We start from the raw sequence: 22840 nt of genomic DNA, 5'->3' as shown, positions 1-22840 counted from the left end.
CCTCAATATCGCAGGTGCGGACTCTAGGCCCGGAGGACATGATTGCCAGCCAAAAGCGTTCCCGCCCCGGCCCTGCTGTGCTAGCAGCGCGGCGAAAGCGCGGGACTACACAGCGGAACGAAGCCACTTGCGAAAGTGAGGCCTAGCCGCCAGTGTCGCCGCGAATATTGAGAGGAGTCTGTCGATTATGGCCCACCGCGTGAAGCACATGCAGCGCGCCACCATGTTGCTGGCGGGTGCCGCCATGGCCGCGCTGGGCGTTTCCGCCCCGGCAGCGGCGCAGGTCGATCCGTCAACGGTGCTCAACATCATGCGGGAATGCGCCAAGATCGACGATCCCAGCGCTCGCCTCGCCTGCTATGACAACAATATCCGCTCCGGTGGCGGCAACCCTCGTACCCCCGGCGCTGGCGAACGTGTTCAGGGTGGCGGTGCAGTCGTCGGCTCCGGCGCAGGTTATGGCGCCCAGGGCTTCGGCGCCGAAAGCGTCAAGTCGCCTGACCGGTTCAAGAGTTCGGACGAACGCGGGGTTGGCCCGGAAGAAATCCGCGCGAAGATTCTCGAAGTGCGCGAACGTGAGCCCGGCATCTATATGATCACGCTGGAAGGCGGCGCCCAATGGATGTTCAGCGAAGCCGTTTCCCGTGGCTTCCGCGCACCTCGCAAGGGAGCGATCGTGGAACTTCAGCGCGCCTCGCTCGGAAGCTTCCTGATGGTGGTTGACGGTCAGGCCGCGGTTCGGGTGAAGCGCGTCAAGTAAGCCCGGTCGGGCAGGAACAGATATCCGCGGGCGGCAGTCGCCCGCGGATCCATCCTGACAATTCAGTTCACTGGCTTTCGAGCTCTTCGAACGCCCGCTCGCGTTCGAGCTGGGCGGCGGCATTGCGGCGAATCTTGTCGAAAGTCGCCAGAAATGCCTCCAACTGGACGGACGGCACCGGCTCCATCAGATATCGGCTGCGCTTGTACCCGGTCTCGACGATTATATCGTAATATTTCTGACCTTCGCTGCTTAGCGAAAAGCGACCGTGACGGCGACCGGGTTTGCCATCGCGCACCACCAGGCCCTTTTCGATCAGATGGTTCACCGTGCGCCCTGCCTGGCTGTGGTCGCGCTCCAGCGTTTTCACCAGATATGACCAGTCGGTAGGCGGCGCCTTGCCGATCTCGCTGAGCACCCAGGCCTCGAAATTCGAAAGGCCCGTCTTGCGCTTGAACGCCAGTGCGCCGCTGCGGGAAAAATAGGCGCTGAGCGTCATCAGCGGCGATACGATCCGCGAACGGTCGATCACGATCGGCTCGTTTACCCGCCGCACCTCGAAGCCGTAACCGGGTTCGGCCTCGCCATCCGGTGGTCCTGCCTTGTGGGCAAGGTCGCGCTCCTGCTCGTAAAGCGACACTGCACGATCGAGCAGAATCTCCATCACGGCAAAGAAATCGTGCAATTCCTTGTCGCTAACATCGAAACTTAACTCGCGGTTGCGCAATTCGGCCAGGCGCAGCAGCCGTTCCGCCAGCACTTCGCCCTTGCGGGTGAGCGTCACCGGGCTGCGGATCTGGTCACGCTGCACCAGCCTGAGTTCGAGCAGCCGCTTTACCGAGCGACTGACCTGCGCCTTGTCGACCCCGATCGCAGAGGACAATCCGGCGGGGACCAGCGGCCCACGGGTCTTGAGCAGGAACAGGATGCGGCGATCCAGCTCGACCAGATCGATTTCGCGAGCATAGGAAAGCTCGGCACTTTCACGCACTTTGTGAAGAACCTGCCACAACTCGCTCTGGATCAGCCGTGGTGACCCCTGTTGTTGTAAGGCGGTAACAGGAATTTCGGAAGCCGCCGGCACGAAGCCCTCGAGAATGCGCCCGAGCTGCTTTGTAAATTCCTCGCCGGGGACTACCTCGTCGCTGTCATTGGCGAAGGCTTCCGTCGCCGCGCCCATCGCGAGCCGGTCGACAAGCCGCAAGGCCTCGCCCGCCTGCGGCCCAAGCGCGACAACCAGTTCCCCCAGTGCCGCCTCGTCCAGTCTGGGAATGGGTTTGCCATTCTTCAGACTGTCCAGAATTTCGCCCCAGCGCCTGCGCGCGTGATCGCGCAGCAAGCCTTGCCAATCTCCATCCGTGCGGTCGGAAACCGTTGAAACGGTCCCTTTCGTTCGATGCGTGTTATCCGCCTGCGCGCCCATGGCTGCTGGCAATCCCTCCTCGTTTGTCCCACCGCGCTGCTCTTACCGGCGAATTTTTACGCGGACCCAAGTGCAGCCTAATCAGAAAATTTCGAGATTGATAGAGCGTTAGCTTGCCCTCTCGTGCTGCCTGGAAGGCGCGTCGCCGGAGAGGAACGATAATTTTAGCTCCCCTCTTCGTGTGTCCTTAAATTCTGCAGCGGGATATTTGTGGCAATGCAGACAAATGAATCGCTTTCCTCCATTCAATTGCCGGCACCCGGACATCATCAACCTGCATCTATCTTGTCATGAATGTCATCATTTGCCATATATGAACTTGATTTCATATTTGCGGCGAGCAAGCTGACGCCAAATTTGGCGAATTACCCTACGGAATACCGCCATTCCCACGGTCGTTAGGTGGCGAAGTGTAACCATCCTGACACAGTCCGTAACTTACGCGGCAAGGATGGTTTGTCGACTAGACAAGGTCAACATGCGCAAATATTGTTACGAAGCTGGTCGAGAGTGCCGGAATCGAAGACGGACCTCGATGTGGGAGAGAACTGATGGGGCAAGTGCGGCTTTACGCTGCTCGTGACGGTTACGGAGCATGCGCATTGCGCAAGCCCGCGGGCGATTCCCGCCGTCACGCTTTTGATTCTTCTCAAACCATCGAAAGCCTTGAGTCCGTGCCGCCTGCCCATTTGGGTCTGGGCGTTTCGTGCATGTTCGACGCCGCTTTTTGAGAAGTTTCTTACCCGGCGGCGCTCCGCCGTCACAAAGATTGTAAAAGGGAGGGTAAATAGTGAGTACGACTTTCACCACTGCACGGGGATTGAAGGCCCTGATGCTTGCCGGTGGCGCCAGCGTTATCGCGCTGTCGTTCTCGGCGCCGGCCTATGCGCAGGATGAAGGCGCAACCGAAGACAGCGATGCACCGATCATCGTTACCGGTTCGCGCATTCAGCGTAAGGATTTCGAATCGAACAGCCCGACGGTGACTGTCGACGAAGGCCTGATCCAGAACTCGGCGACTGCCGCGCTTGAAACCAACCTGAACAAGCTGCCGCAGTTCACTCCTGCCCAGACCCCGAGCCTGGGTGCCGACATTCAGCCGACCGCGACCAACACCCCTGGTGCTGCGACCGTGTCGCTGCGCGGTATCGGCGCGAACCGTAACCTCGTCCTGCTTGACGGCCGTCGCGGCACGCCGGGCAACGCTTCGGGCGTTATCGACATCTCGACGATTCCGTCGGCTGCCATCCAGCGCGTCGAAGTGATCTCGGGCGGTGCTTCCGCGACCTACGGCGCTGACGCTGTGGCCGGTGTCACCAACTTCATCCTGAAGAAGGACTTCCAGGGCCTCGAACTCGACGGTCAGATGGGCATCACCGAGCACGGCGATGGCTTCGAATACCAGATTTCGGGCATCATGGGCGCCGACTTCGACGATGGTCGCGGTAACGTGAGCATCGCGATGTCGATGAATGATCGCCAGGCGAGCCTGCGCAGCAGCCGCGACTGGTACAAGGATCTGTACGCCAGCAAGAGCACCACTGGCGGTTCGCAGTTCTTCATCAACAATCCGGGCATTCTGCTGGACGGTAAGAACGGTGCTTACGCAACCGCTCTGACCACGCTGTTCCCGAACGCGCACTTCAGCCCGAACGTGCAGGGCACCACTGTCTATCTCGACAGTAAGGGCAATCCCTTCGTTAACGGTTCGTTCTTCGATGCTGCTGGCATCTACGGTGCGCCGTTTACGCGTTACATCAACTACTTCGGCAACACCGATCCGATCGACGGTTACAACACCAAGGTTACCGATGCCGGTACCATGGTGCAGAACAACACCGATCTGATGCTCGTCCTGCCGCTCACGCGCTACAACTTCCTGGCGCGCGGTAATTACGAGATCAACGACTGGATCAGCGTGTTCGGTCAGGCGATGTTCAGCCATGTCCACACCGAAACCCGCAACGAGCCGGGTCCGATCACGGGTGGCTGGGGCGTCAATATCGACCCGACCAAGCTGCAGCAGGGCGATCTTACTCCCGAACTGTGGCAGCTGCTCAACAGCCGTCAGCACTCGGCTCGCCCCGGCGATCCGGGCTACATTACCCCGACCCAGCAGAATCCGAATCCGGTTCAACCGATCATTTCGGACGCCACCGATCCGTTCGGCATCACCACTCTGCTGCCCGACGATCGCGAAACCTTCACCGACGTTATTACGTATAACCTCGTTGCGGGCCTCGAAGGCTACATCCCGGGCACTGACTGGACCTGGGACCTCTCGGTCAACCACGGTGTCTCGCAGACCCACGCCAAGCAGACCGGCATCTACTCGCTGGAACGCCTTCGTGCGGTCATGACTGCTCCGAGCTTCGGCAAGGGCTTCAAGGCGACGGGTAACTCCGCCTTCGGTGGCTTCGGTGCCTCGACCGCGACCTGCACCAGCGGCCTGAACTTCTTCGTGCGTCCGGCTGGCGGCTTCTCGGAAGACTGTCTCGAAGCTGTCCGTGCGGATCTGAAGAACCGCTCTTACACCCGCCAGACCATCGTGGAAGCCAACCTGCAGGGCAAGGTCGTCACCCTCCCCGCTGGCGATCTGCGTGCTGCCGTCGGTGCCAGCTATCGTGAACTCGATTTCGAATTCACCAACGATACGCTGACCACCCAGGGTCGTTCGTTCAACGACCAGGCGCTGGGCATCTACCCGAGCGGCAACTCGGCCGGTTACTTCGACGTGAAGGAAGCCTACGGCGAATTGCTGATCCCGGTTCTCGCGGATATCCCGGGCATCCAGAGCCTGAATCTCGAACTCGGTGGCCGTATCTCGGACTACAGCACCACCGGCACCAGCTACACGTACAAGCTGCTCGGCGACTGGGAAGTCACCGACTGGCTGCGTCTGCGTGGTGGTTACAACCGTGCAGAACGTGCGCCTAACATCGCCGAACTGTATCTGGCCAAGCAGCAGACCTTCGGTGCCAACACCATGGGTGACCTCTGCTCGCGCGCAAACCCGATGCCGTATTCGGCAAATCCGGCGAATGCGAACGGCAATGCTGTCTACCAGACCTGTCTGGCTATGATGCCGAACAACCAGGCTTCGCAGGCTTACTATAACGGTGGCCCGGGCCAGACCGACAACTCGACCTTCGGCTTCGCCTGGCCGAGCGCTGTTGGTAACGCTGCGCTGACGCCTGAAAAGGCTGATACGTGGACTGCCGGTATCGTCCTCAGCTCGCCGTTCGAAAGCCCGCTGCTTTCGCGTCTGCGCCTGACGGTCGACTACTACAACATCGCGGTGAACGACGCGATCGGCCAGCAGTCGGTCGGCATCGTGCTGCGTTCGTGCTTCGATCCGGCGCTGAACCCGCTGGTGACCAGCAACCCGGCAGCGGCTGCCCAGTCGGCAGCTTGTAAGGCGATCACCCGCAACGCGGTGACTGGCGGCCTTGATAACGTCAACCTGACCTACAAGAACAACGGTCGCTTCAAGGTTGAAGGTATCGACGCTCAGCTGGATTGGGGCGCGGACGTTGGTCCGGGCACTCTGAGCCTGAACTCGCAGTTCACCTACCTGCTCCACTTCCTGTCGGCTGAACTTCCGACCGACCCGATGGTGGACTACGCTGGTACGCAGGGCCCGACGGCCAACGGTGTGAACGGCGGCAACTATCGCTGGCGCCTGTTCACCTCGGTGAACTACAGCATCGGCGACTTCATGCTGGGCCTGCAGTGGCAGCACCTGCCTTCGATCGAAGATGCTTCGGAACCTCTGGCTCCGAACGGTACGCCCAACGTTGGTGCACCGGCCTACGACATCTTCTATCTGAACGGCAGCTATGCTCTGACGGACAATGTCAACATCCGCTTCGGTGTCGACAACCTGTTCAACAAGGCTCCGCCGCTGACCGGCTACAACCCGGCCAACACCAACCCGGCTGGCACTGGCAACCTGATCGGTGGCAACCTGGGCACCGGCTTCTACGACGACAACGGTCGCCGCTTCTACCTGGGTGCGAACGTCAAGTTCTGATCCAGGCAGTAGCCGAAAGAATCAGGGCTCTCCCTTCCGGGAGGGCCCTTTTTCTTTGCCTCACGCTTGCCCTCAATCTAATCTGGACAGAGTCATCGAAATGACTCCCAGTGCGAGAGAGGACGGCCATGAAAGAGGTTCGCGGGAAAACCGCATTCATCACCGGCGGCGCGAGCGGCATGGGACTGGGCATGGCCAAGGCCTTCGCCGAAGCCGGAATGAAAGTGGTGATTGCCGACATCCGGCAACAGGCGCTCGACGACGCAATGGCCGAGTTCGCACACACCAATTTTGCCGTTCACCCGATCCGGCTCGACGTCACCGATCGGGATGGCTGGGCGAAAGCGGCCGAAGAGGCGGAGGCAACCTTCGGCAATATCCATGTCCTGGCGCTCAATGCCGGGGTCGGCATCGCCGGACCGATGGCGACGAGCACGTTCAAGGACTGGGATTTCAACATCCAGGTGAACATCTATGGCGTGGTCAACGGCCTCGTCACTTTCCTTCCCCGGATGCAGGCGCATGGGGAAGAGTGCCATATCGTGGCCACGAGTTCGACTGGCGGCTTCTCTGCCGTCGGCACTGCCGGGCTCTATTGCACGGCCAAATTCGCCGTTTCCGGCATGATGGAAGCGCTCGCGACCGAGCTTGAAGGGACGCCCATCGGCGTATCCTGCTTCTATCCTGGCCCGGTGCAGACCAATCTGGGCGCCACGACTGGCGAAGTCCGCCCGGAGCACCTGCAGAACGAACCGAAGCCCGATGTCGGCCCGGATGGCCGCCCGCCTCGCAATTTCAGTTTCGACCCGTCGGTCTTCATGTCGAAGGAGGAAGTGGGCAAACGCGTGCTGCGTGGCATCTGCCGGGGCGATCTGTTCATCATGACCCATCCGGAATTCGCACCGGGCATCAAGGCGCGCAGCGATGCGCTGTTGCGGGCCCAGCCAGTGGAGCCGATCAACCAGCAGCGCGCCGATGTCGTTAAGTTGTTCGGAACGCTGCTTTATAATCCGATCTACGACAAGCAGCAGGTCCTTGATGGGCCGCCGCTCGACTGAGACAATTGGGGAGAGAACACACATGGCCAAGATTATCCGCCTCCACCGTCAGGGCGGCCCGGAAGTGCTGCAGTTCGAGGAAATCGACCTGCCCGCCCCCGGCCCCGGCGAACTTCGCATCAAGGTCGAGGCGATCGGTCTCAATCGCTCCGAAGCGATGTATCGCGCCGGCCGCTACCCGGTGCCCGTCACTCTGCCCTGCTTCATGGGCTATGAGGCAGCCGGAACGATCCTGGCACTGGGCGACGGCGTCGAAGGCTTTGCCATTGGCGACAAGGTATCCGTCGTGCCCAAGTTCCAGCTCGGCACCTATGGCGTATGGGGCGAGGAGGCCATTGTTCCCGCCCATGCGCTGCTGCCGGCACCCCCGGGACTTTCCATGGCAGAGGCTGCGTCCGTCTGGATGCAATATTTCACGGCCTTTGCCCTGATCGAGGTCGCCAATGTCGGGATCGGCGATGCGGCAATCATCCGCGCGGCATCGTCCAGCGTCGGCATTGCCGCAATCCAGCTCGCCAACTGGGCCGGCGCGACCTCCATTGCCTGCACTCGCACCAGCGCCAAGGCCGACGCACTGAAGGATCTGGGTGCGGCTCATGTCGTCGCGACGGAAGAGGAAGACCTTGTCGAACGCGTGATGGAGATCACCGGCGGCAAAGGCGCGCGCTGTGCCTTCGACCCAGTGGGCGGCCCCTATGTCTTCACCCTCGCCTCGTCACTGGCCGAGCGCGGTATCCTGTTCATCTATGGCGGCCTCAGCGAGACCGAGACGCCCTATGCCCATTGGCCCTGTGCCATGAAGGGCGCATCCATGCGTGGCTGGGTGGCGAGCGAAATCTGGAACAATCCGGAACGCTACAAGCGGGCGCAGCGCGTGATCTATCAGGGCCTTGCAGAAGGGCATCTCAAGCCGGTGATTTCGAAGGTTTTCACGCTGGACCAGATTGGCGAGGCAAATGCCTATCTCGAATCCAACCAGCAGATCGGCAAGGTCGTCGTCACGGTTTGACGGACCTCATCGACAGCGCCGGAATCAAAAAGGGCCTCCGCTTGGGAGGCCCTTTTCATAAGTGCTATCAGGCCGCCGAAACGGCCCGGCAGTGCTTACTGATGGATGTAGACCGCACGCTCGTGGCTGAAGGCCTTGAAGCCGAAATAGCCGTGATAGCTGCCCATGCCGCTGCCATTGACGCCGCCAAACGGCAGGCGGTTTTCCAGATAGTGCGAGAACACGCCATTGACGGTCACGCCGCCCGAAGAAGTCCGGTCCAGCACCTTCTGAACATTGTCTTCGTTCGGGCTGAAGACATAGAGCGCCAGCGGCTTGTCGCGCGCCTCGATATAGCCGATCGCCTGATCGAGATTGTCATAGGTCATCACCGGCAGCAGCGGAGCGAAGATTTCCTCCTGGAGGATCTTCATCTGCGGAGTGACGTCAGTCAGCATGGTGGGGTGCACGGTGAGGTCGGCCTCGTCGAACGTGCCGCCAACCGCGACCGTCGCACCCTTCTCCACCGCGTCGTCGAACATCGCCTTCACGCGGTTGAAATTGCCCTGGTTCACGACCTGCGCGATCGCCTGCTTGTTGATCGATCCAGCTTCGTCATAGAGGTTCTTCTGGACGTTGCTCTTGAAGGCTTCGACCAGTTCCGCCTTCTTCTCTTCCTTCACGAAGACATAGTCGGGGCAGATGCAGGCCTGGCCGCCATTGAACTGCTTGGCACCGGCCAGAGCCGCACCGATGGCGCCGATATCCGCGCCATCGTCGATGATGACGGGGGACTTGCCGCCCAGTTCCAGCGTCACGCTGGCGAGGTTCTTGGCGGCCGCAGCCATCACGATCTTGCCCACGCGGGTGCTGCCAGTGAAGAAGATGTGATTGAAGGGCAGTTCGAGCAGGGCTTCGGCCACGCTGACATCGCCTTCAAACAGCGCGACTTCGTTCTCGTCGAAAACTTCCCGGATGATGGTGCCGGCAATCTTGGCGGTGGCCGGGCACAGATCGGTCAGCTTGACGATGCAGCAATTGCCGGCGGCAACGGCAGCCGCGACAGGGCCGAGCGTCAGGCCGAGCGGGAAATTCCAGGGGCCGAGGATGAGGCACACGCCGCGTGCTTCGTAAACGATCTGGGCGCGGTCGGCAGGATTCTTCGACGGAGTAACTTCGGTCGGCTTCATCCAGTCATCGAGGCTGTCGATGTTAAGCTGGATATTGCCGAGGATGTTCAGCACTTCGGTGACGCGGATTTCGCCCTCGGGCTTACGCGTATCTTCCAGAACGGCTGCGACAATGTCGTCGGCATGGGCTTCGATGGCGGCCTTCAGCTTCGTGAGCTTGGCTTTGCGCTGCTCTGCGGTGGAGGCTTTGACATCCCACTGATGCGCCTGTTGCAGGGCAAATACGCGGGCGATGTCCTTGGAGAGGTCTGCGGCAGTTTGCGTGGAGCTGGTCATGAGGTTTTCCGTCTATGATCGAAGTGAAATCCGCGGCCCTGTCGGCATCCTAACCGCAACAAGCATCCCGCGAACCCGCCAGCCAAGATGGCCATTCTGCGATGGCCATTCAAGGTTGGTGCGCCCGACAGGATTCGAACCTGTGGCCCCCAGATTAGGAATCTGGTGCTCTATCCTGCTGAGCTACGGGCGCACGCATTCGAGCCTTTAAGGGCCCTTGGCAGCGCTGGCAATCAGTTGAGTTCGTCCGGCGGAGCGATGGGAAAAAGAAGCGGGGCGACGGCGATGCCTTCGTCCAACAATTCCTTGGCCTGCTTGGCGCTGGCCTTGCCGTGGATCACTTCCGCCTTGCGTTCGCCATAGTGCATCGCCCGCGAAGCATCCGTGAAATCCTCGCCGACCCATTTTGACTGCTTGAGCGCTTCAGCCTGCATTTCGGCGAGTTTTTCGAGGGCCTGGGTAACTTCGGGCGGCATTCCGGCAGCCACCGGCACCGGGGCCTCTTCGCGCAGTGCAACATCCGAGCGCTGATTGCCCTTGCGCGGCACTGCTGGCGCCATGGGTGCCTTGGCGATTTCGGCGGAGCCGCAATGAGGACAGGCAACAAGCCCGCGTGACTGCTGGCCGGCATAATCCTCAGATGAGGAAAACCAGCCTTCGAAGCGATGGCCCTGATCGCAGGAGAGATCGAAAACGATCATGACGCGCCGGATGTAGAAATTTCCCTGCGATTGGCAAGGCTTGGCAGTTGCGAACGCACTTCTGCGATGCGCGCCGGGTCAAGATCGGCAAAGCCAAGGCCCGGCGCCGTGCCGCCCATGTCGAGCAGAACCTCGCCCCAGGGGTCCACCACCAGTGAATGGCCGTAAGTGCGCCGACCATCCTCATGTTCGCCCACCTGGGCCGCCGCGACGACATAAGCGCTGGCCTCCACTGCTCGCGTACGCAGCAGCAAATGCCAATGTGCTTGCCCGGTTGGAACCGTGAAGGCCGCAGGAATTGAGATTGCATCACAACGGCGACGCCCAAGCTCTTCGAAAAGCGCAGGAAAACGCATATCGTAGCAGATCGCAAGGCCAAGCCGACCCAGCGGCGTCTCGGCCGTCACGACAGCCTCGCCCGGCGCATAGGCCGCGCTTTCGCGCCAGCTCTCGCCGGTCGAAAGCTGGACGTCGAACATATGGATCTTGTCGTAACGGGCCGCGATCGAACCATCCGGTGCGATAAGGAAAGTGCGGTTCGCCCAACGCGTTTCCGTCGGATCGCTGCTCTCGCGCGTCACGGCCAACGAGCCGAGCGACAGCCATATACCCGCATCGTGCGCGGCAACCCGTGCCGCGGAGAGTACGGGGTTCTGCGCTTCCGGCACGATATGCGCGGCGGCGCGCTGCCGATCCCGGTCGATAAGGCCGGACATTTCCGGCGTGAAGAGCATGCTCGCCCCGCCCTTTGCCGCATCGGCCACAGCAGCTTCGATCGTGCGGGCATTGGCCAGCGGATCGATGCCGGAAGTCATCTGCAAGAGTGCGATACGAGTCATGGGTGGCCGGTTAGCGCGGCTCAGAGGCCGAGCAAAGGATCAAGCTTGCCCTCACGATCAAGCGCCGCGAGATCGTCCGATCCGCCTACATGGTAATCGCCGATGAAAATCTGCGGCACCGTGCGGGCCATCGGAGCGCGACGGGTCATTTCCTCGCGTTTTTCGCCGCCGAAAGTGATGTCGAATTCCTCGAATTCCACGCCCTTCCTTTCGAGGAGCGCCTTGGCCCGCATGCAATAGGGGCAGGCGAATTTGGTATAGATATCAATCTTGGGCGTGTTCACGTCCTGGTCCTTTCGCTTGTGCTTTTCGCGTGCTTCGCCCCCTTGAAGCACGGGATCGATGTCATATCTAGGCATTGGAGACGCGTGCCGGAAGGGCGCTACTCAGACAAACAGAGGAAGTGCCGCCCGGCGGGCTTCCGAAAGGCCAAATTGCTCAACCGAGGATTTGTTGGATTATGAACCGTTTCGACCTTTCTCCCTATCGTCGCAGTACCGTGGGCTTCGATCGCCTGTTCGATCTTCTCGAAGGCCATGCCCGGGTTAATAGCGGCGACAATTACCCCCCCTTCAATATTGAGCGCCGTGGGCAGGATGCCTACCGCATCACCCTCGCCGTGGCCGGATTCCGCCCGGAAGACCTGGACATCACTGCCCAGCAGAACCTGCTGGTAATCCAGGGTCGCAAGAAGGAAGACGCGCCCGAAGGCGAATATCTCCATGTCGGCATTGCCAATCGCGGCTTCGAACGCCGCTTCGAACTGGCCGATTATGTCCGCGTGGACGATGCGAAGCTGGCTGACGGCCTGCTCTCGATCGATCTCGTGCGCGAAGTGCCCGAGGCGATGAAGCCCAAGAAGATTCTCGTGAACGGGCAGAAGGCGCTCGAAGTCGTGCGCAATGAGGACGATCAGGCCGACGCTGCCTGAGCCCCTGCCCTAGCCTGAAAAAATCTCACCCTGAAAAACGAAGGGCGGGCCCATCCGGGTCCGCCCTTTCTATATCGGCTTGGCGCCTGAAGCGGTTCAGACCAGTCGGGACTGGTGCACCGCCGCTTCGATGAAGCTCGCGAAAAGCGGGTGCGGATCGAACGGCTTGCTCTTGAGTTCCGGGTGGAACTGCACGCCGATGAACCACGGATGGTCGGGCCGTTCGACGATCTCGGGCAGCAGCCCGTCAGGCGACATGCCGGAGAAAATCAGTCCGCCCTTCTCGAGCCGTTCCTTATAGGCGCCGTTCACTTCGTAACGGTGGCGGTGACGCTCCGAAATGGCCGTGGAGCCGCCATAGACCGTCGAGACGTGGCTGTTGGCCGCAAGGCGCGCTTCATAGGCGCCAAGCCGCATCGTGCCGCCCAGATCGGTGTCCGCGCCGCGCGTCTGCAGGCCTTCCTTGCTCATCCATTCGGTGATGATGCCCACCACCGGTTCCTTCGTTTCGCCGAATTCGGTCGAACTGGCGCCTTCGATGCCCACCGAGCGCGCGCCTTCGACGCACGCCATCTGCATGCCTAGACAAATGCCGAAGAAGGGCACCTTGCGTTCGCGCGCGAAACGGACCGAGGCGATCTTGCCTTCGGATCCGCGCACACCGAAACCGCCAGGCACCAAGATGCCGTCCATCGGCTCAAGCTGGGCGGCGATATCCGAATCGTCCTGCTCGAATATCTCCGCGTCGATCCAGCGGATATTGACCTTCACCCGGTTGGCCATGCCGCCATGGACCAGAGCCTCGTTCAGCGACTTGTAGGCATCGGGAAGGCCGACATACTTGCCGACCACGCCAATGGTCACTTCGCCTTCCGGGTTTTCGAAGCGGTCCATGATGTCCGCCCAGCGGGTCAGGTCAGGTGCCGGTGCATCAAGGCCGAAATGGCGCAGAACTTCCGCGTCCAGCCCTTCCCCGTGATATTGCAGCGGCACGGCATAGATCGAGCTGGCATCCAGCGCAGGGATCACCGCTTCAGGCCGCACATTGCAGAACAGCGCGATCTTACGTCGTTCGCCCTCGGGCAATTCATGCTCGCAGCGGCACAGCAGCACATCGGGCTGCACGCCAAGGCTGGTCAGTTCGCGCACGGAGTGCTGGGTCGGCTTGGTCTTCAACTCGCCCGCTGCCGAGACATAGGGCACCAGCGTGACATGGATGGCGCAAGTCTGTTCCCGGCCCATCTCGTTACGCAGCTGGCGGATCGCCTCGATGAAGGGCAGCCCCTCGATATCGCCGACCGTGCCGCCGAATTCGCACAGGATGAAATCGAGATCGTCGGTATCCGCCAGGGCGAATTCCTTGATCGCATCGGTCACGTGCGGAATCACCTGCACCGTGGCGCCGAGATAATCGCCGCGGCGTTCCTTGGCGATGATGTCGCGATAGACGCGGCCGGAAGTGATGTTGTCGCCCTGATGAGCGGAGACGCCGGTGAAGCGTTCGTAGTGACCAAGATCGAGATCGGTCTCCGCCCCGTCATCCGTCACATAGACTTCGCCATGCTGATAGGGGCTCATCGTCCCCGGATCGACGTTGAGATAGGGGTCGAACTTGCGGATGCGGACCTTGAATCCGCGCGCCTGCAAGAGAGCGGCAAGGCTTGCCGCCATGAGACCTTTTCCGAGCGAGGAGACCACGCCGCCGGTGATAAATATGTACCGCGCCATGGGAGTCGGGCCTTAAGACGAGTTTCGGATTCGACGCAAGCGATTGCTTGCGCCCCAATGCGGCAATCCACAGTTGTGTGGGCCGCTTCTACGATGAAATGCGCCCCCGAAGGGGTACGCAGGCGCTGGCTTACTGCGCAGCGCCCTGCAGCGGATCGCCGCTGGCCGGCTGGGCCGCGCCGCTTGCCGCATCTGACGGAGCAGCGTTAGGCGCCGCCGCCGTGCCGAGCAGATCGGCCTGCGGATTGTTTTCCGGCGTCACCGTACGATCCAGCGTGGCGTCAACTTCACGGTTCGACGTCGCCCCGACCGCCAGTGCGGCCAGGATGATGCTCAGCACCACGAAGAGAGTGGCGAGGATCGTGGTCGCACGGGTGAGGAAGTCTGCCGCGCCGCGCGCCGACATGATCCCGGCCGGGCTGCCGCCGCCGCCAAGGCCAAGGCCGCCGCCTTCGGAACGCTGCATCAGTACCACCCCGACAAGGGCAGCAGCCACAATGGCCTGAACGACCGTGAGGAACAGGAAAAGCGACATCTGTCGGTCTGGCCTTCTTGATAATCTCTATCGTTGGTGCGGCAGATAGCGACGGCAGATCGGAACCGCAAGGGAGCGGCTCCGTTTCACGCCTTCGGTTCTACCGTCACCTCAGTGGTCGTTGCGTTCCGCCGCAGCGACGATGATGCCGAGGAAGCTTTCCGCCGTCAGGCTCGCGCCGCCGACCAGAGCCCCGCCGACTTCGTCGACATGGAGAATATCGGCAGCATTTTCGGCCTTCACCGAACCGCCGTAAAGGATGCGGATTTCCGCACCGGCGGGGCCGAAGATATCGACCAGCTGGCTGCGGATCGCGCCATGCATCTGGCCGATTTCCTCAAGCGAGGGCGTACGACCGGTGCCGATGGCCCAGACGGGCTCATAAGCGATGGTCATCTTTTCGGCATATTCGGTGCCGTCAGGCAGCGAGGCAGCGATCTGCGCGCATACGACCTGTTCGGCCTTGCCCGCATCGCGATCGGCTTCGCTTTCGCCGACGCAGAGGATGACCTGCAGACCGGCGTGCAGCGCGGAACCGGCCTTGGCCTTCACCACTGCATCGGTTTCGCCATGGTCGGAACGGCGTTCGCTGTGACCCACGATGACGAAGCCGGCACCGGCATCCTTCAGCATGGCCGCGGAAATATCGCCCGTATGGGCGCCGCCTTCGGCCTGGTGGCAGTCCTGCGCACCAACGCCGATCAGCGAGGCTTCCTTACGGATAGCGTGAATCAGTGTATAGGGCGGCGCAACCGCCACCTCCGCCTTGATAAGGCGTTCTGCCGCGCGATCGATCGCACGGGCTTCGGCCAGCATGGCGCGAGTGCCATGCATCTTCCAATTGCCGACAATATAGGGGCGCTGGGCCATCAATTGTCCTTAAGCTGCTCGTGACGCGCCGCGATTCCGGCGCTGTCTGGGGTGATGCCCGCTAGTCCCGGGCGCCTTGCTTGTCAAAACCGCTTTTCCACATAGGGCCAAAGCCGCGTCCACTGTTGCCCCCCGGCCTCAGCGGGGATAAAGCGCCTGCCGACCGGGCCGGAAGAGCCCTACCACTACAGACCAGGCGGCGCCTAATCATGCTTCAGCTGTTCCGCACATTCATGAGTTCCAAGACCGGCGTGTTCATCACGCTGGGCGTTCTTGCGGTTATCGCGCTGGCGTTTGCCGTCGGCGATATCGCCAACACCGGCACCTTCGGCGGCGTCGCTGGCGGAGATCGCGTGGCGATCGTAGGCGATCGCAAGATCAGCACGTCAGAACTGGATTCGGCGGTTCGCAACGAATTCGATAATCTGCGCCGCAATAACCCCACCCTGACCATGGAAGCCTTCGTGGCCGATGGCGGCGTGGAAAAGGTGCTGGACCGCCTGATCGACCGCACCGTGCTGGCCGAATTCGGCAAGGAACAGGGGCTGCGTTCCGGCGAACGTCTGGTCGGCAGCGAAATCGCCCGAATTCCGGCCTTTACCGGCCCTGACGGGAAGTTCAGCCAGGAAGCCTATCGCGCGGCCATTGCGCAGCAGGGGCTGACCGACAAGCAGGTGCGCGACGATATCGAATCTGGCCTGCTCGTGCGCCAGGTGATTAGCCCCGTGCTGGCCAATGGCACGATGCCGCCCTCGCTGGTGAAGCATTATGCGGGCCTGCTGCGCGAGAAGCGCCACGGCGCCATCGGCCTGCTTCTGAGCGATGCCTATGCGCCCACCGCCGCGCCGACCGAAGCACAGCTCACCGCGTTCTATAATGCGAACAAGACCCGCTACATGCGCCCCGAACGGCGTGTGATCCGCTATGCCCTGTTCGATGCCAGCGCAGTGAAGAACGTGGCCCAGCCCACCGACGCGGAAATCGCCGCGCGCTACAAGCGGGATGCCGCGCAATATGCGCCGACCGAGAAGCGCCGCCTGACCCAGCTGGTCGTGCCCACAGATGCGGCCGCCAAGGCCATTCGCGACGAGATCGCCAAGGGCAAGTCGCTCGACGTGGCCGCACGCGAAAAGGGTCTTCAGGTCACCCAGATCGGGCCCGTCACCAAGGCCGAATATTCCGCGCAGTCCTCTTCCGGCGTGGCACAGGCCGCGTTCGGCGCCCAGCGCGGCCAGTTGGCACCGACCACTCGCGGCGGCCTCGGCTTCTATATCATCCGTGTCGACGCGGTGGACAGCACTCCGGGCCGCACGCTCGACCAGGTGCGAGCCGAAATCCGCACGGCACTGCTTGCCGAAAAGCATCGCGAGGCCATCGCCGATCTGAGCGCAGGCGTCGAAGAGGAATTCGACGGCGGCTCCAGCCTTGCCGAAGTGGCCAAGAGCTTGCAGGTGCAGGTCCAGACCACCCCGGAAGTGATCGGCACCGGTGCCGTCTATATGAAGCCCAACGAAACCGCTCCTGCGGTTCTGGGCCGCGTGCTTTCCACGGCGTTCCAGATGGAGGAAGGCCAACCCCAGCTTGCGGAAATCGAAGCGGGCAAGACCTTCCTGATCTATGACGTCAGCAAGATCACTCCTGCCGCCGCTGCACCGATGGCCGATGTGCGCGAGATGGTGACCAATGGCTGGCGCCGTGCCGAAGGTGACAAGAAGGCCAAGGAAGCCGCCGACCGCGTGATGAAGGCTGTTGCGCGGGGCGAAACCGTTGCCGCCGCCATGGCGAAGGAAAAGGTCAAGCTGCCCGCCCCCGATGCCCTCAACATGAGCCGCGAGGATCTCGCCAAGCTGGGCGGCCGCGTGCCTCCGGTGCTGGCACTGGTCTTCAGCATGGCCGAAGGCACTGTGAAGCGCCTTGAAGCCCCCAATGACAATGGCTGGTTCGTGGTGAAGCTCGACGATATCGAGCCCGGCGTGCTCGCCCCCAACGATCCGCTGCTGGCGCAGGTCTCCGGCCAGCTAAGCCAGACGCTGGGCGATGAATATGCGCAGGAATTCGCCCGTGCGGCGAGCGACGCCATCGGCGTGGAACGCAACAAGGCGGCGATCGAAGCCGTGAAGAAGCAGCTGGTCGGCCGCAATTGACGACCATGACTGTGTCTGGAGCCCTGCCTGAGAACGCCGCTTCGGCCCGTGCCGCCCTTGCCGAGGGGCGGCCGGCGCTCGTCTGGCGCAAGCTCGTCGCCGATACGGAAACACCGGTCGGCGCCGCGCTGAAGCTGATCGTGTCCGGTCGCGGCGATTTCCTGCTGGAATCGGTCGAAGGCGGCGAGACACGCGGGCGCTACAGCCTGTTGGGCCTCGATCCCGATCTGATGTTCCGCGCAACCGGCGCCGCTTGCGAAGTGAACCGCAAGTGGCAGCATGACCGCGATGCCTTCGAGCCGCTGCCCGGCGACAGTTTCGAGGAACTGCGCGCGCTGTCGGCCGCCTGCCGGATCGACATGCCGAAGGAACTCCCGCAGGCTCTTGCCTGCCTCGTCGGCTATTTCGCTTACGAGACCATCGGCCTGGTCGAGGAACTGCCCCGCGCGCCCCAGAGCGAACTGGCGGTGCCCGATATCCTGATTTCCCGCCCGACGGTGACTTTGGTGTTCGACCGGCTGAGCGACGAATTGTTCTGCATCTCGCCCATCTGGTCCGCCGAAAACCCGGACCGCGCGATCGAGCTTGCGGGCGAGAAGATCGACAGCACCCTGCGCCGCCTCGCCGGGGCAATTCCCGGCCCGGTGAAGGATGCGAACCTTCCCGACATGGAGCTGACCCCGGTAATGCCGGACGGGCTCTATGAAAGCATGGTCGCGAAGGCGAAGGGCTATATCGAGGCGGGCGACATCTTCCAGGTGGTGCTGGCCCAGCGTTTCACCTGCCCCTTCCCGCTGCCCCCATTGGCGCTTTACCGTGCGCTGCGCCGGGTGAACCCCTCGCCCTTCCTCTATTTCCTCGACCTGCCCGGCTTTGCCGTCGTCGGTTCGAGCCCGGAAATCCTTGTGCGCGTGCGCCATGGCGAAGTGACGATCCGCCCGATCGCCGGCACGCGCCCGCGCGGCAAGACGGACGAGGAAGATAGGGCGAATGAGGAAAGCCTGCTGGCTGACGCCAAGGAACGCGCCGAGCACCTGATGCTGCTCGATCTGGGCCGCAACGATGTCGGCCGCGTGGCGAGCAAGGGCAGCGTGAAGGTGACGGCCAGCTTCACCATCGAACGCTACAGCCATGTGATGCACATCGTCAGCAATGTGGTGGGCAAGCTTTCGCCCGACCATGACGCGCTCGATGCCTTGTTCGCGGGCTTCCCGGCGGGGACCGTCTCCGGCGCGCCCAAGATTCGCGCCTGCGAGATCATCGCCGAACTGGAACCCGAATCGCGCGGGCCCTATGCAGGCGGCGTCGGCTATTTCGGGCCGGACGGTTCGATCGACAGCTGCATCGTGCTGCGCACTGCCGTGGTGAAGGACGGCGTGATGCATGTGCAGGCGGGTGCCGGCATCGTTGCCGACAGCAACCCCGAATATGAACAGGCGGAATGCCGGCACAAGGCAGGCGCGCTGATCGCGGCGGCCCGCGAAGCCGCACGAGTGGCAAGCGAGCCGGACTTCGGGCAGTAATGCGGGCGCTGGTTGCCCCTATCCTTCTGGGGGCGGCGCTCGCGCTTTCCTCCTGCGGCGGCGCGATTCCGGGGAGCGGTGACGCTGCTCCCGAGCTGACGCCCGGATGCCAGGAAACCCGCTTCGAGGAAGTGCCGCTGACGGTTTGCGTCGCGGATCCGGAACTGCACTCAATCCGGACTGCCCTCGCCCCGGAAACCGAGGCTGGCGGCGGCCCGCCCTGGCGCAGCCTCGCGGCCTTTGCAGCCAATCTTTCCCCCGAAGCCCCTCCGGTGGTCTTCGCGTTCAATGCGGGCATGTTCGACGACGATGGTCAGCCCATCGGCTATTATGTCGAAAAGGGCGAGAAACTCCATGCGCTCAGCCGCAAGGCTGGGCCGGGCAATTTCCATATGCTGCCCAATGGCGTGTTCTACGGCCGCGGCGACAAGTGGGCCGTGCGCAGCACCGAGGAATTCTTCGCCAGCGTCACCAATCGCCCGGATTTCGGCACGCAATCCGGCCCGATGCTGGTGGTGGACGGAGAATTGCACCCCGGCATCCAGGACGACGGCGCATCCCTGCGCATCCGCAATGCAGTGGGCGTGGACGACACTGGCCGCGCGATCTTCGTGATTTCGGACCAGCCCATCAGCTTCGGCAAGCTCGCCCGCTATTATCGCGACGTGCTGAAGATCAGGAACGCGCTGTTCCTCGACGGGACGGTTTCCCAGCTGTGGGACCCGGAAAGCAAGCGATTGGACAATACCTTTCCGATCGGCCCCTTGATCGTGGTCGAGAAACGCGCAAAGGCGGCACCATGATCCTCGTTATCGACAATTATGACAGCTTCACCTGGAACCTTGTCCATTACGTGATGGAACTTGGGGCCGAAGTGCAGGTCGTGCGCAACGATGCGCTGACCGCCGCGGAAGCGCTGGCCACCGGCGCGCAGGGCTTCTTGCTCTCGCCCGGCCCCTGCACGCCCAATGAGGCGGGCATCAGTCTCGATCTTGTGGCGGCCTGTGCCGCAGCGAAGAAGCCGCTGCTGGGCGTGTGCCTAGGCCACCAGTCCATTGGCCAATATTTCGGCGGCAAGGTGGTGCGCGGCGGGCTGATGCACGGCAAGACCTCGCCCGTGCGGCATGACAATACCGGCGTGTTCGAAGGCTTGCCCAGCCCCTTTACCGCCACGCGCTATCACTCGCTGATCGTCACTGACATTCCCGACGAGCTGGTGGTGAACGCCACCGCCGACGATGAATTCGTGATGGGCTTCCGCCACCGCGAACTGCCGATCCACGGCGTGCAGTTCCATCCGGAAAGCATCGCCACGGAACATGGCCACGATCTGCTGGCCAATTTCCTCAAGATCTGCGGCATCAACGCCACCGCACTGGCATGACCGGCCTTCCCCACGTCGTCGACGTTCCGCTGGAGGAAGCGGAAGCGGAAGAAGCCTTCGGCGCGATCCTTGATGGCGCAGTGCCGGACGAGGACATTGCCAGTTTCCTGATCGCCCTGTCAGACCGGGGAGAAACCGCCAGCGAAATCGCCGGCGCGGCCCGCGCCATGCGTGCCCGCCTGATCCCGATCCGCGCGCCGGAAAACGCCATCGACGTCTGCGGCACCGGGGGCGATGGGCACCACACGCTCAATGTCTCCACCGCTGTCTCGCTGGTCGTCGCCGCCTGCGGCGTGCCGGTGGCCAAGCATGGCAACCGCGCAGCCAGCAGCAAGGCCGGCGCAGCCGACACGCTGGAAGCGCTGGGCCTCGACCTCGACCGGGCAATGGCCACGGCGGAAGAGACGCTGGCCGATATCGGCATCTGCTTCCTCTTCGCAGGCAAGCACCACCCCTCGATGGGCCGCATCATGCCGATCCGCAAGGCAATCGGCCGCCGCACGATCTTCAACCTGATGGGCCCGCTCGCCAATCCCGCCAATGTGAAGCGCCAGCTCGTCGGCATTGCCCGCCCAGCCTATGTCCCGATCTATGCCGAGGCGCTGCTGCGTCTGGGCACAGAGCATTCGATGGTCATTTCCGGCGATGAAGGGCTGGACGAACTCAGCCTGGCCGGGGGCAGTGAAATCGCCGAAGTGCGCGATGGCCGCATCCTGATGAAACGGATCGAGCCCGCCGATGCTGGCCTTCCCGCCGCGCCGCTCGCCGCGATCAAGGGCGGCGATCCCGTCCATAATGCCGCCGAATTGCGCAAGCTGCTGCTGGGCGAACACGGCCCCTATCGCGATGCCGTGCTGCTCAATGCCGCCGCAGCACTGATCGTCGCGGGCGAAGTGCAGGATTGGGTCGAAGGCGTGGAGGAAGCCGCCGAAGCAATCGACAAGGGGCTCGCCAAGGCGATCCTGGATTGCTGGATCGACGCGGTTGAATAAGAACAAGCCTAAGTGAAAATTCGGGGCCGGAACAATGGATAAACTCGCCGAAATCTGCGCCACCAAGCGCGAGGAAGTTGCCGCGCGCAAGCCGCTCGCTTCGCTGGCCGATCTCGATGCGCGCGCCGCCGGGCAGAGCGCACCGCGCGGCTTCCGCATGGCGCTGGAGGCCAAGGCTTCCCTCGGCTTCGGCCTGATCGCGGAGATCAAGAAGGCCAGCCCCAGCAAGGGCCTCATCCGCCCCGATTTCCACCCCGCCGACCATGCCCGCGCCTATGAAGCGGGCGGCGCAGCGTGCCTCTCGGTGCTGACCGATGCGCCCTATTTCCAGGGGCACGAGGATTTCCTGATCGAAGCGCGCGCCGCCTGCGCCCTGCCGGTGCTGCGCAAGGATTTCATGGTCGATCCGTGGCAGGTGGCCGAAGCCCGCGCCATCGGCGCCGATGCGATCCTGATCATCGTTGCCGCGCTGGAAGACGCACAGATGGCCGAGATCGAGGCTGCCGCCATCGAACGCGGCATGGACGTGCTGGTGGAAGTCCACAACGAGGCGGAGATGGAGCGTGCCGCCGCGCTCAAGTCCCGCCTCATCGGGGTCAATAATCGCGACCTCAAGACCTTCGTCACCGATCTCGGCACCACGGAACGCCTCGCCCCGCTGGCGCCGGAAGGCACTTTGCTGGTGGGCGAAAGCGGCATCAACAGCCATGCCGACATCCTGCGCCTTGCCAATGCCGGCGTGCGCTGTTTCCTGGTGGGCGAAAGCCTGATGCGGCAGGCAGATGTGACTGCGGCGACGAAGGCCCTGCTGGGCGCCTGAACATCCCACTCTGTCCTACAGGCCTTCACTCTGGCATGGGGATGGAATGAACGCACATTCGCACAGGGATTTCGGCCGCTTTTCCCGCTCGTCGCAGAGGGCCGCAAGCGATCACTCTGCACAGTGTCAACATTGTCAACTTCGGCGGAAAAGCGCGTAGCCAGATGACCAAGCTCACTCATCTCGACGAATCGGGCGCGGCCCGGATGGTGGACGTCGGCGCCAAGGCGGAAACGGCTCGCAAGGCAGTCGCAACCGGGCGTATCCGCATGTCGCCCGAAGCGCTGGATGCGATCCGCGAAGGCGACGCTCCCAAGGGTGACGTGCTCGCCGCGGCCCGCATTGCCGGGATCATGGCCGCCAAGAAGACGGGCGAACTGATCCCGCTGTGCCACCCGCTTTCGCTCGATGCCGTGACTGTCGACTTCACTTTCGAGGACGATGGCGTGCGCGCCACCGCCACGGCCAGCCTCACCGGGAAGACCGGGATCGAGATGGAAGCCATGACTGCCACCTCCATCGCGTTGCTGACCGTGTACGACATGGCCAAGGCGTTCGACAAAGGCATGGTGATCGAAGGCGTGCGCCTGCTCGCCAAGAGCGGCGGCAAATCGGGCGAATGGCGGGCACCGGAAGCCTAGGCAG

The 22840-nt window shown here is 62.6% G+C and carries 20 protein-coding genes and 1 tRNA gene; 12 read left to right on the top strand and 9 right to left on the bottom strand.

What is annotated here, in order from left to right:
* Positions 1-187: 187 nt before the first annotated feature.
* The gene (locus tag WFP36_RS01150; RefSeq protein WP_336977152.1) at positions 188-760 is read left to right on the top strand and encodes a hypothetical protein; all 573 of its coding nucleotides are present in this window, start codon (positions 188-190) and stop codon (positions 758-760) included.
* A gap of 67 nt (positions 761-827) precedes the next feature.
* Here WFP36_RS01150 and WFP36_RS01145 read toward each other — a convergent pair whose 3' ends face one another.
* Positions 828-2099 (bottom strand): MarR family winged helix-turn-helix transcriptional regulator, encoded by a 1272-nt coding sequence (locus WFP36_RS01145; RefSeq protein ID WP_336977150.1) that lies wholly within the window; start codon positions 2097-2099, stop codon positions 828-830.
* Positions 2100-2973: 874 nt separating this feature from the next.
* Between WFP36_RS01145 and WFP36_RS01140 the strand changes: the two genes are divergently transcribed.
* The 3 genes from WFP36_RS01140 to WFP36_RS01130 all read left to right on the top strand — a co-directional run bounded on the left by WFP36_RS01140 (position 2974) and on the right by WFP36_RS01130 (position 8283).
* The gene (locus WFP36_RS01140) at positions 2974-6216 is read left to right on the top strand and encodes a TonB-dependent receptor domain-containing protein (RefSeq protein ID WP_336977149.1); all 3243 of its coding nucleotides are present in this window, start codon (positions 2974-2976) and stop codon (positions 6214-6216) included.
* A gap of 128 nt (positions 6217-6344) precedes the next feature.
* Positions 6345-7274 carry an SDR family NAD(P)-dependent oxidoreductase gene (locus WFP36_RS01135; RefSeq protein WP_336977148.1) on the top strand — a complete coding sequence of 310 codons (930 nt, stop codon included), beginning with the start codon at positions 6345-6347 and terminating at the stop codon, positions 7272-7274.
* A 22-nt stretch (positions 7275-7296) separates the two neighbouring features.
* On the top strand, positions 7297-8283 hold the full coding sequence (locus WFP36_RS01130; RefSeq protein WP_336977146.1) for a zinc-dependent alcohol dehydrogenase family protein: 987 nt from the start codon (positions 7297-7299) through the stop codon (positions 8281-8283).
* 95 nt (positions 8284-8378) lie between these two features.
* Here WFP36_RS01130 and WFP36_RS01125 read toward each other — a convergent pair whose 3' ends face one another.
* From WFP36_RS01125 to grxC, 5 genes are all read right to left on the bottom strand, one after another.
* Positions 8379-9728 carry an aldehyde dehydrogenase family protein gene (locus WFP36_RS01125; protein ID WP_336977144.1) on the bottom strand — a complete coding sequence of 450 codons (1350 nt, stop codon included), beginning with the start codon at positions 9726-9728 and terminating at the stop codon, positions 8379-8381.
* A 116-nt stretch (positions 9729-9844) separates the two neighbouring features.
* Positions 9845-9921 (bottom strand) — tRNA-Arg (locus WFP36_RS01120).
* Between the two features lie 40 nt (positions 9922-9961).
* Positions 9962-10429, bottom strand: coding sequence for a DUF1178 family protein (locus WFP36_RS01115; RefSeq protein ID WP_336977142.1), 468 nt, complete (start codon positions 10427-10429; stop codon positions 9962-9964).
* Positions 10426-11268 carry a carbon-nitrogen hydrolase family protein gene (locus WFP36_RS01110; RefSeq protein WP_336977140.1) on the bottom strand — a complete coding sequence of 281 codons (843 nt, stop codon included), beginning with the start codon at positions 11266-11268 and terminating at the stop codon, positions 10426-10428. Before WFP36_RS01110 ends, WFP36_RS01115 begins: the two co-directional genes overlap by 4 nt.
* A 20-nt stretch (positions 11269-11288) precedes the next feature.
* Complete coding sequence (grxC, locus tag WFP36_RS01105) at positions 11289-11552, bottom strand: glutaredoxin 3 (protein ID WP_336977138.1); 264 nt, start codon at positions 11550-11552, stop codon at positions 11289-11291.
* 176 nt (positions 11553-11728) lie between these two features.
* Here grxC and WFP36_RS01100 point away from each other — a divergent pair, with 176 nt between their 5' ends.
* On the top strand, positions 11729-12199 hold the full coding sequence (locus WFP36_RS01100; RefSeq protein WP_336977136.1) for an Hsp20 family protein: 471 nt from the start codon (positions 11729-11731) through the stop codon (positions 12197-12199).
* 96 nt (positions 12200-12295) lie between these two features.
* Here WFP36_RS01100 and WFP36_RS01095 read toward each other — a convergent pair whose 3' ends face one another.
* The 3 genes from WFP36_RS01095 to tpiA form a co-directional block, all read right to left on the bottom strand.
* Positions 12296-13927: a CTP synthase gene (locus tag WFP36_RS01095; protein ID WP_336977133.1), complete on the bottom strand. Its 1632-nt coding sequence runs from the start codon at positions 13925-13927 to the stop codon at positions 12296-12298.
* Positions 13928-14057: 130 nt separating this feature from the next.
* The gene (gene secG, locus WFP36_RS01090) at positions 14058-14462 is read right to left on the bottom strand and encodes a preprotein translocase subunit SecG (RefSeq protein WP_336977132.1); all 405 of its coding nucleotides are present in this window, start codon (positions 14460-14462) and stop codon (positions 14058-14060) included.
* Positions 14463-14573: 111 nt separating this feature from the next.
* A complete protein-coding gene (gene tpiA, locus WFP36_RS01085; RefSeq protein ID WP_336977130.1) occupies positions 14574-15332 on the bottom strand; it encodes a triose-phosphate isomerase in 759 nt (252 codons plus the stop codon).
* Positions 15333-15541: 209 nt separating this feature from the next.
* On the opposite strand from tpiA, the gene WFP36_RS01080 reads away from it, so the two are divergent.
* From WFP36_RS01080 to moaC, 7 genes are all read left to right on the top strand, one after another.
* Complete coding sequence (locus WFP36_RS01080; protein WP_336977129.1) at positions 15542-17476, top strand: SurA N-terminal domain-containing protein; 1935 nt, start codon at positions 15542-15544, stop codon at positions 17474-17476.
* A 5-nt stretch (positions 17477-17481) separates the two neighbouring features.
* Entirely contained in the window at positions 17482-18999 is a 1518-nt protein-coding gene (gene trpE, locus WFP36_RS01075) for an anthranilate synthase component I (RefSeq protein WP_336977128.1), read from the top strand.
* On the top strand, positions 18999-19802 hold the full coding sequence (locus tag WFP36_RS01070; RefSeq protein WP_336977127.1) for a phosphodiester glycosidase family protein: 804 nt from the start codon (positions 18999-19001) through the stop codon (positions 19800-19802). The genes trpE and WFP36_RS01070 overlap by 1 nt, the downstream gene beginning before the upstream one ends.
* Positions 19799-20383, top strand: coding sequence for an anthranilate synthase component II (locus WFP36_RS01065; protein ID WP_336977125.1), 585 nt, complete (start codon positions 19799-19801; stop codon positions 20381-20383). Before WFP36_RS01070 ends, WFP36_RS01065 begins: the two co-directional genes overlap by 4 nt.
* Entirely contained in the window at positions 20380-21375 is a 996-nt protein-coding gene (trpD, locus tag WFP36_RS01060) for an anthranilate phosphoribosyltransferase (protein ID WP_336977123.1), read from the top strand. Before WFP36_RS01065 ends, trpD begins: the two co-directional genes overlap by 4 nt.
* Before the next feature lie 34 nt (positions 21376-21409).
* A complete protein-coding gene (trpC, locus tag WFP36_RS01055) occupies positions 21410-22195 on the top strand; it encodes an indole-3-glycerol phosphate synthase TrpC (RefSeq protein WP_336977121.1) in 786 nt (261 codons plus the stop codon).
* 164 nt (positions 22196-22359) lie between these two features.
* Positions 22360-22836, top strand: coding sequence for a cyclic pyranopterin monophosphate synthase MoaC (moaC, locus tag WFP36_RS01050; RefSeq protein WP_336977119.1), 477 nt, complete (start codon positions 22360-22362; stop codon positions 22834-22836).
* Positions 22837-22840: the final 4 nt, after the last annotated feature.

It is taken from the genome of Fulverythrobacter fulvus, assembly GCF_037154085.1.
GTDB classification, from domain to species: Bacteria; Pseudomonadota; Alphaproteobacteria; order Sphingomonadales; family Sphingomonadaceae; genus Andeanibacterium; species Andeanibacterium fulvum.
This window is presented reverse-complemented; position numbering and strand designations above follow the sequence as displayed.

Bases quoted from the DNA above. Each gene is read 5' to 3' on its own strand.
- trpE (WP_336977128.1), top strand. From the start codon at position 17,482: ATGACTGTGTCTGGAGCCCTGCCTGAGAACGCCGCTTCGGCCCGTGCC.
- WFP36_RS01150 (WP_336977152.1), top strand. From the start codon at position 188: ATGGCCCACCGCGTGAAGCACATGCAGCGCGCCACCATGTTGCTGGCG.
- WFP36_RS01135 (WP_336977148.1), top strand. From the start codon at position 6,345: ATGAAAGAGGTTCGCGGGAAAACCGCATTCATCACCGGCGGCGCGAGC.
- WFP36_RS01125 (WP_336977144.1), bottom strand. From the start codon at position 9,728: ATGACCAGCTCCACGCAAACTGCCGCAGACCTCTCCAAGGACATCGCC.
- WFP36_RS01115 (WP_336977142.1), bottom strand. From the start codon at position 10,429: ATGATCGTTTTCGATCTCTCCTGCGATCAGGGCCATCGCTTCGAAGGC.
- moaC (WP_336977119.1), top strand. From the start codon at position 22,360: ATGACCAAGCTCACTCATCTCGACGAATCGGGCGCGGCCCGGATGGTG.
- WFP36_RS01080 (WP_336977129.1), top strand. From the start codon at position 15,542: ATGCTTCAGCTGTTCCGCACATTCATGAGTTCCAAGACCGGCGTGTTC.
- tpiA (WP_336977130.1), bottom strand. From the start codon at position 15,332: ATGGCCCAGCGCCCCTATATTGTCGGCAATTGGAAGATGCATGGCACT.
- secG (WP_336977132.1), bottom strand. From the start codon at position 14,462: ATGTCGCTTTTCCTGTTCCTCACGGTCGTTCAGGCCATTGTGGCTGCT.
- trpD (WP_336977123.1), top strand. From the start codon at position 20,380: ATGACCGGCCTTCCCCACGTCGTCGACGTTCCGCTGGAGGAAGCGGAA.
- WFP36_RS01130 (WP_336977146.1), top strand. From the start codon at position 7,297: ATGGCCAAGATTATCCGCCTCCACCGTCAGGGCGGCCCGGAAGTGCTG.
- WFP36_RS01065 (WP_336977125.1), top strand. From the start codon at position 19,799: ATGATCCTCGTTATCGACAATTATGACAGCTTCACCTGGAACCTTGTC.
- WFP36_RS01095 (WP_336977133.1), bottom strand. From the start codon at position 13,927: ATGGCGCGGTACATATTTATCACCGGCGGCGTGGTCTCCTCGCTCGGA.
- WFP36_RS01110 (WP_336977140.1), bottom strand. From the start codon at position 11,268: ATGACTCGTATCGCACTCTTGCAGATGACTTCCGGCATCGATCCGCTG.
- WFP36_RS01070 (WP_336977127.1), top strand. From the start codon at position 18,999: ATGCGGGCGCTGGTTGCCCCTATCCTTCTGGGGGCGGCGCTCGCGCTT.
- trpC (WP_336977121.1), top strand. From the start codon at position 21,410: ATGGATAAACTCGCCGAAATCTGCGCCACCAAGCGCGAGGAAGTTGCC.
- WFP36_RS01100 (WP_336977136.1), top strand. From the start codon at position 11,729: ATGAACCGTTTCGACCTTTCTCCCTATCGTCGCAGTACCGTGGGCTTC.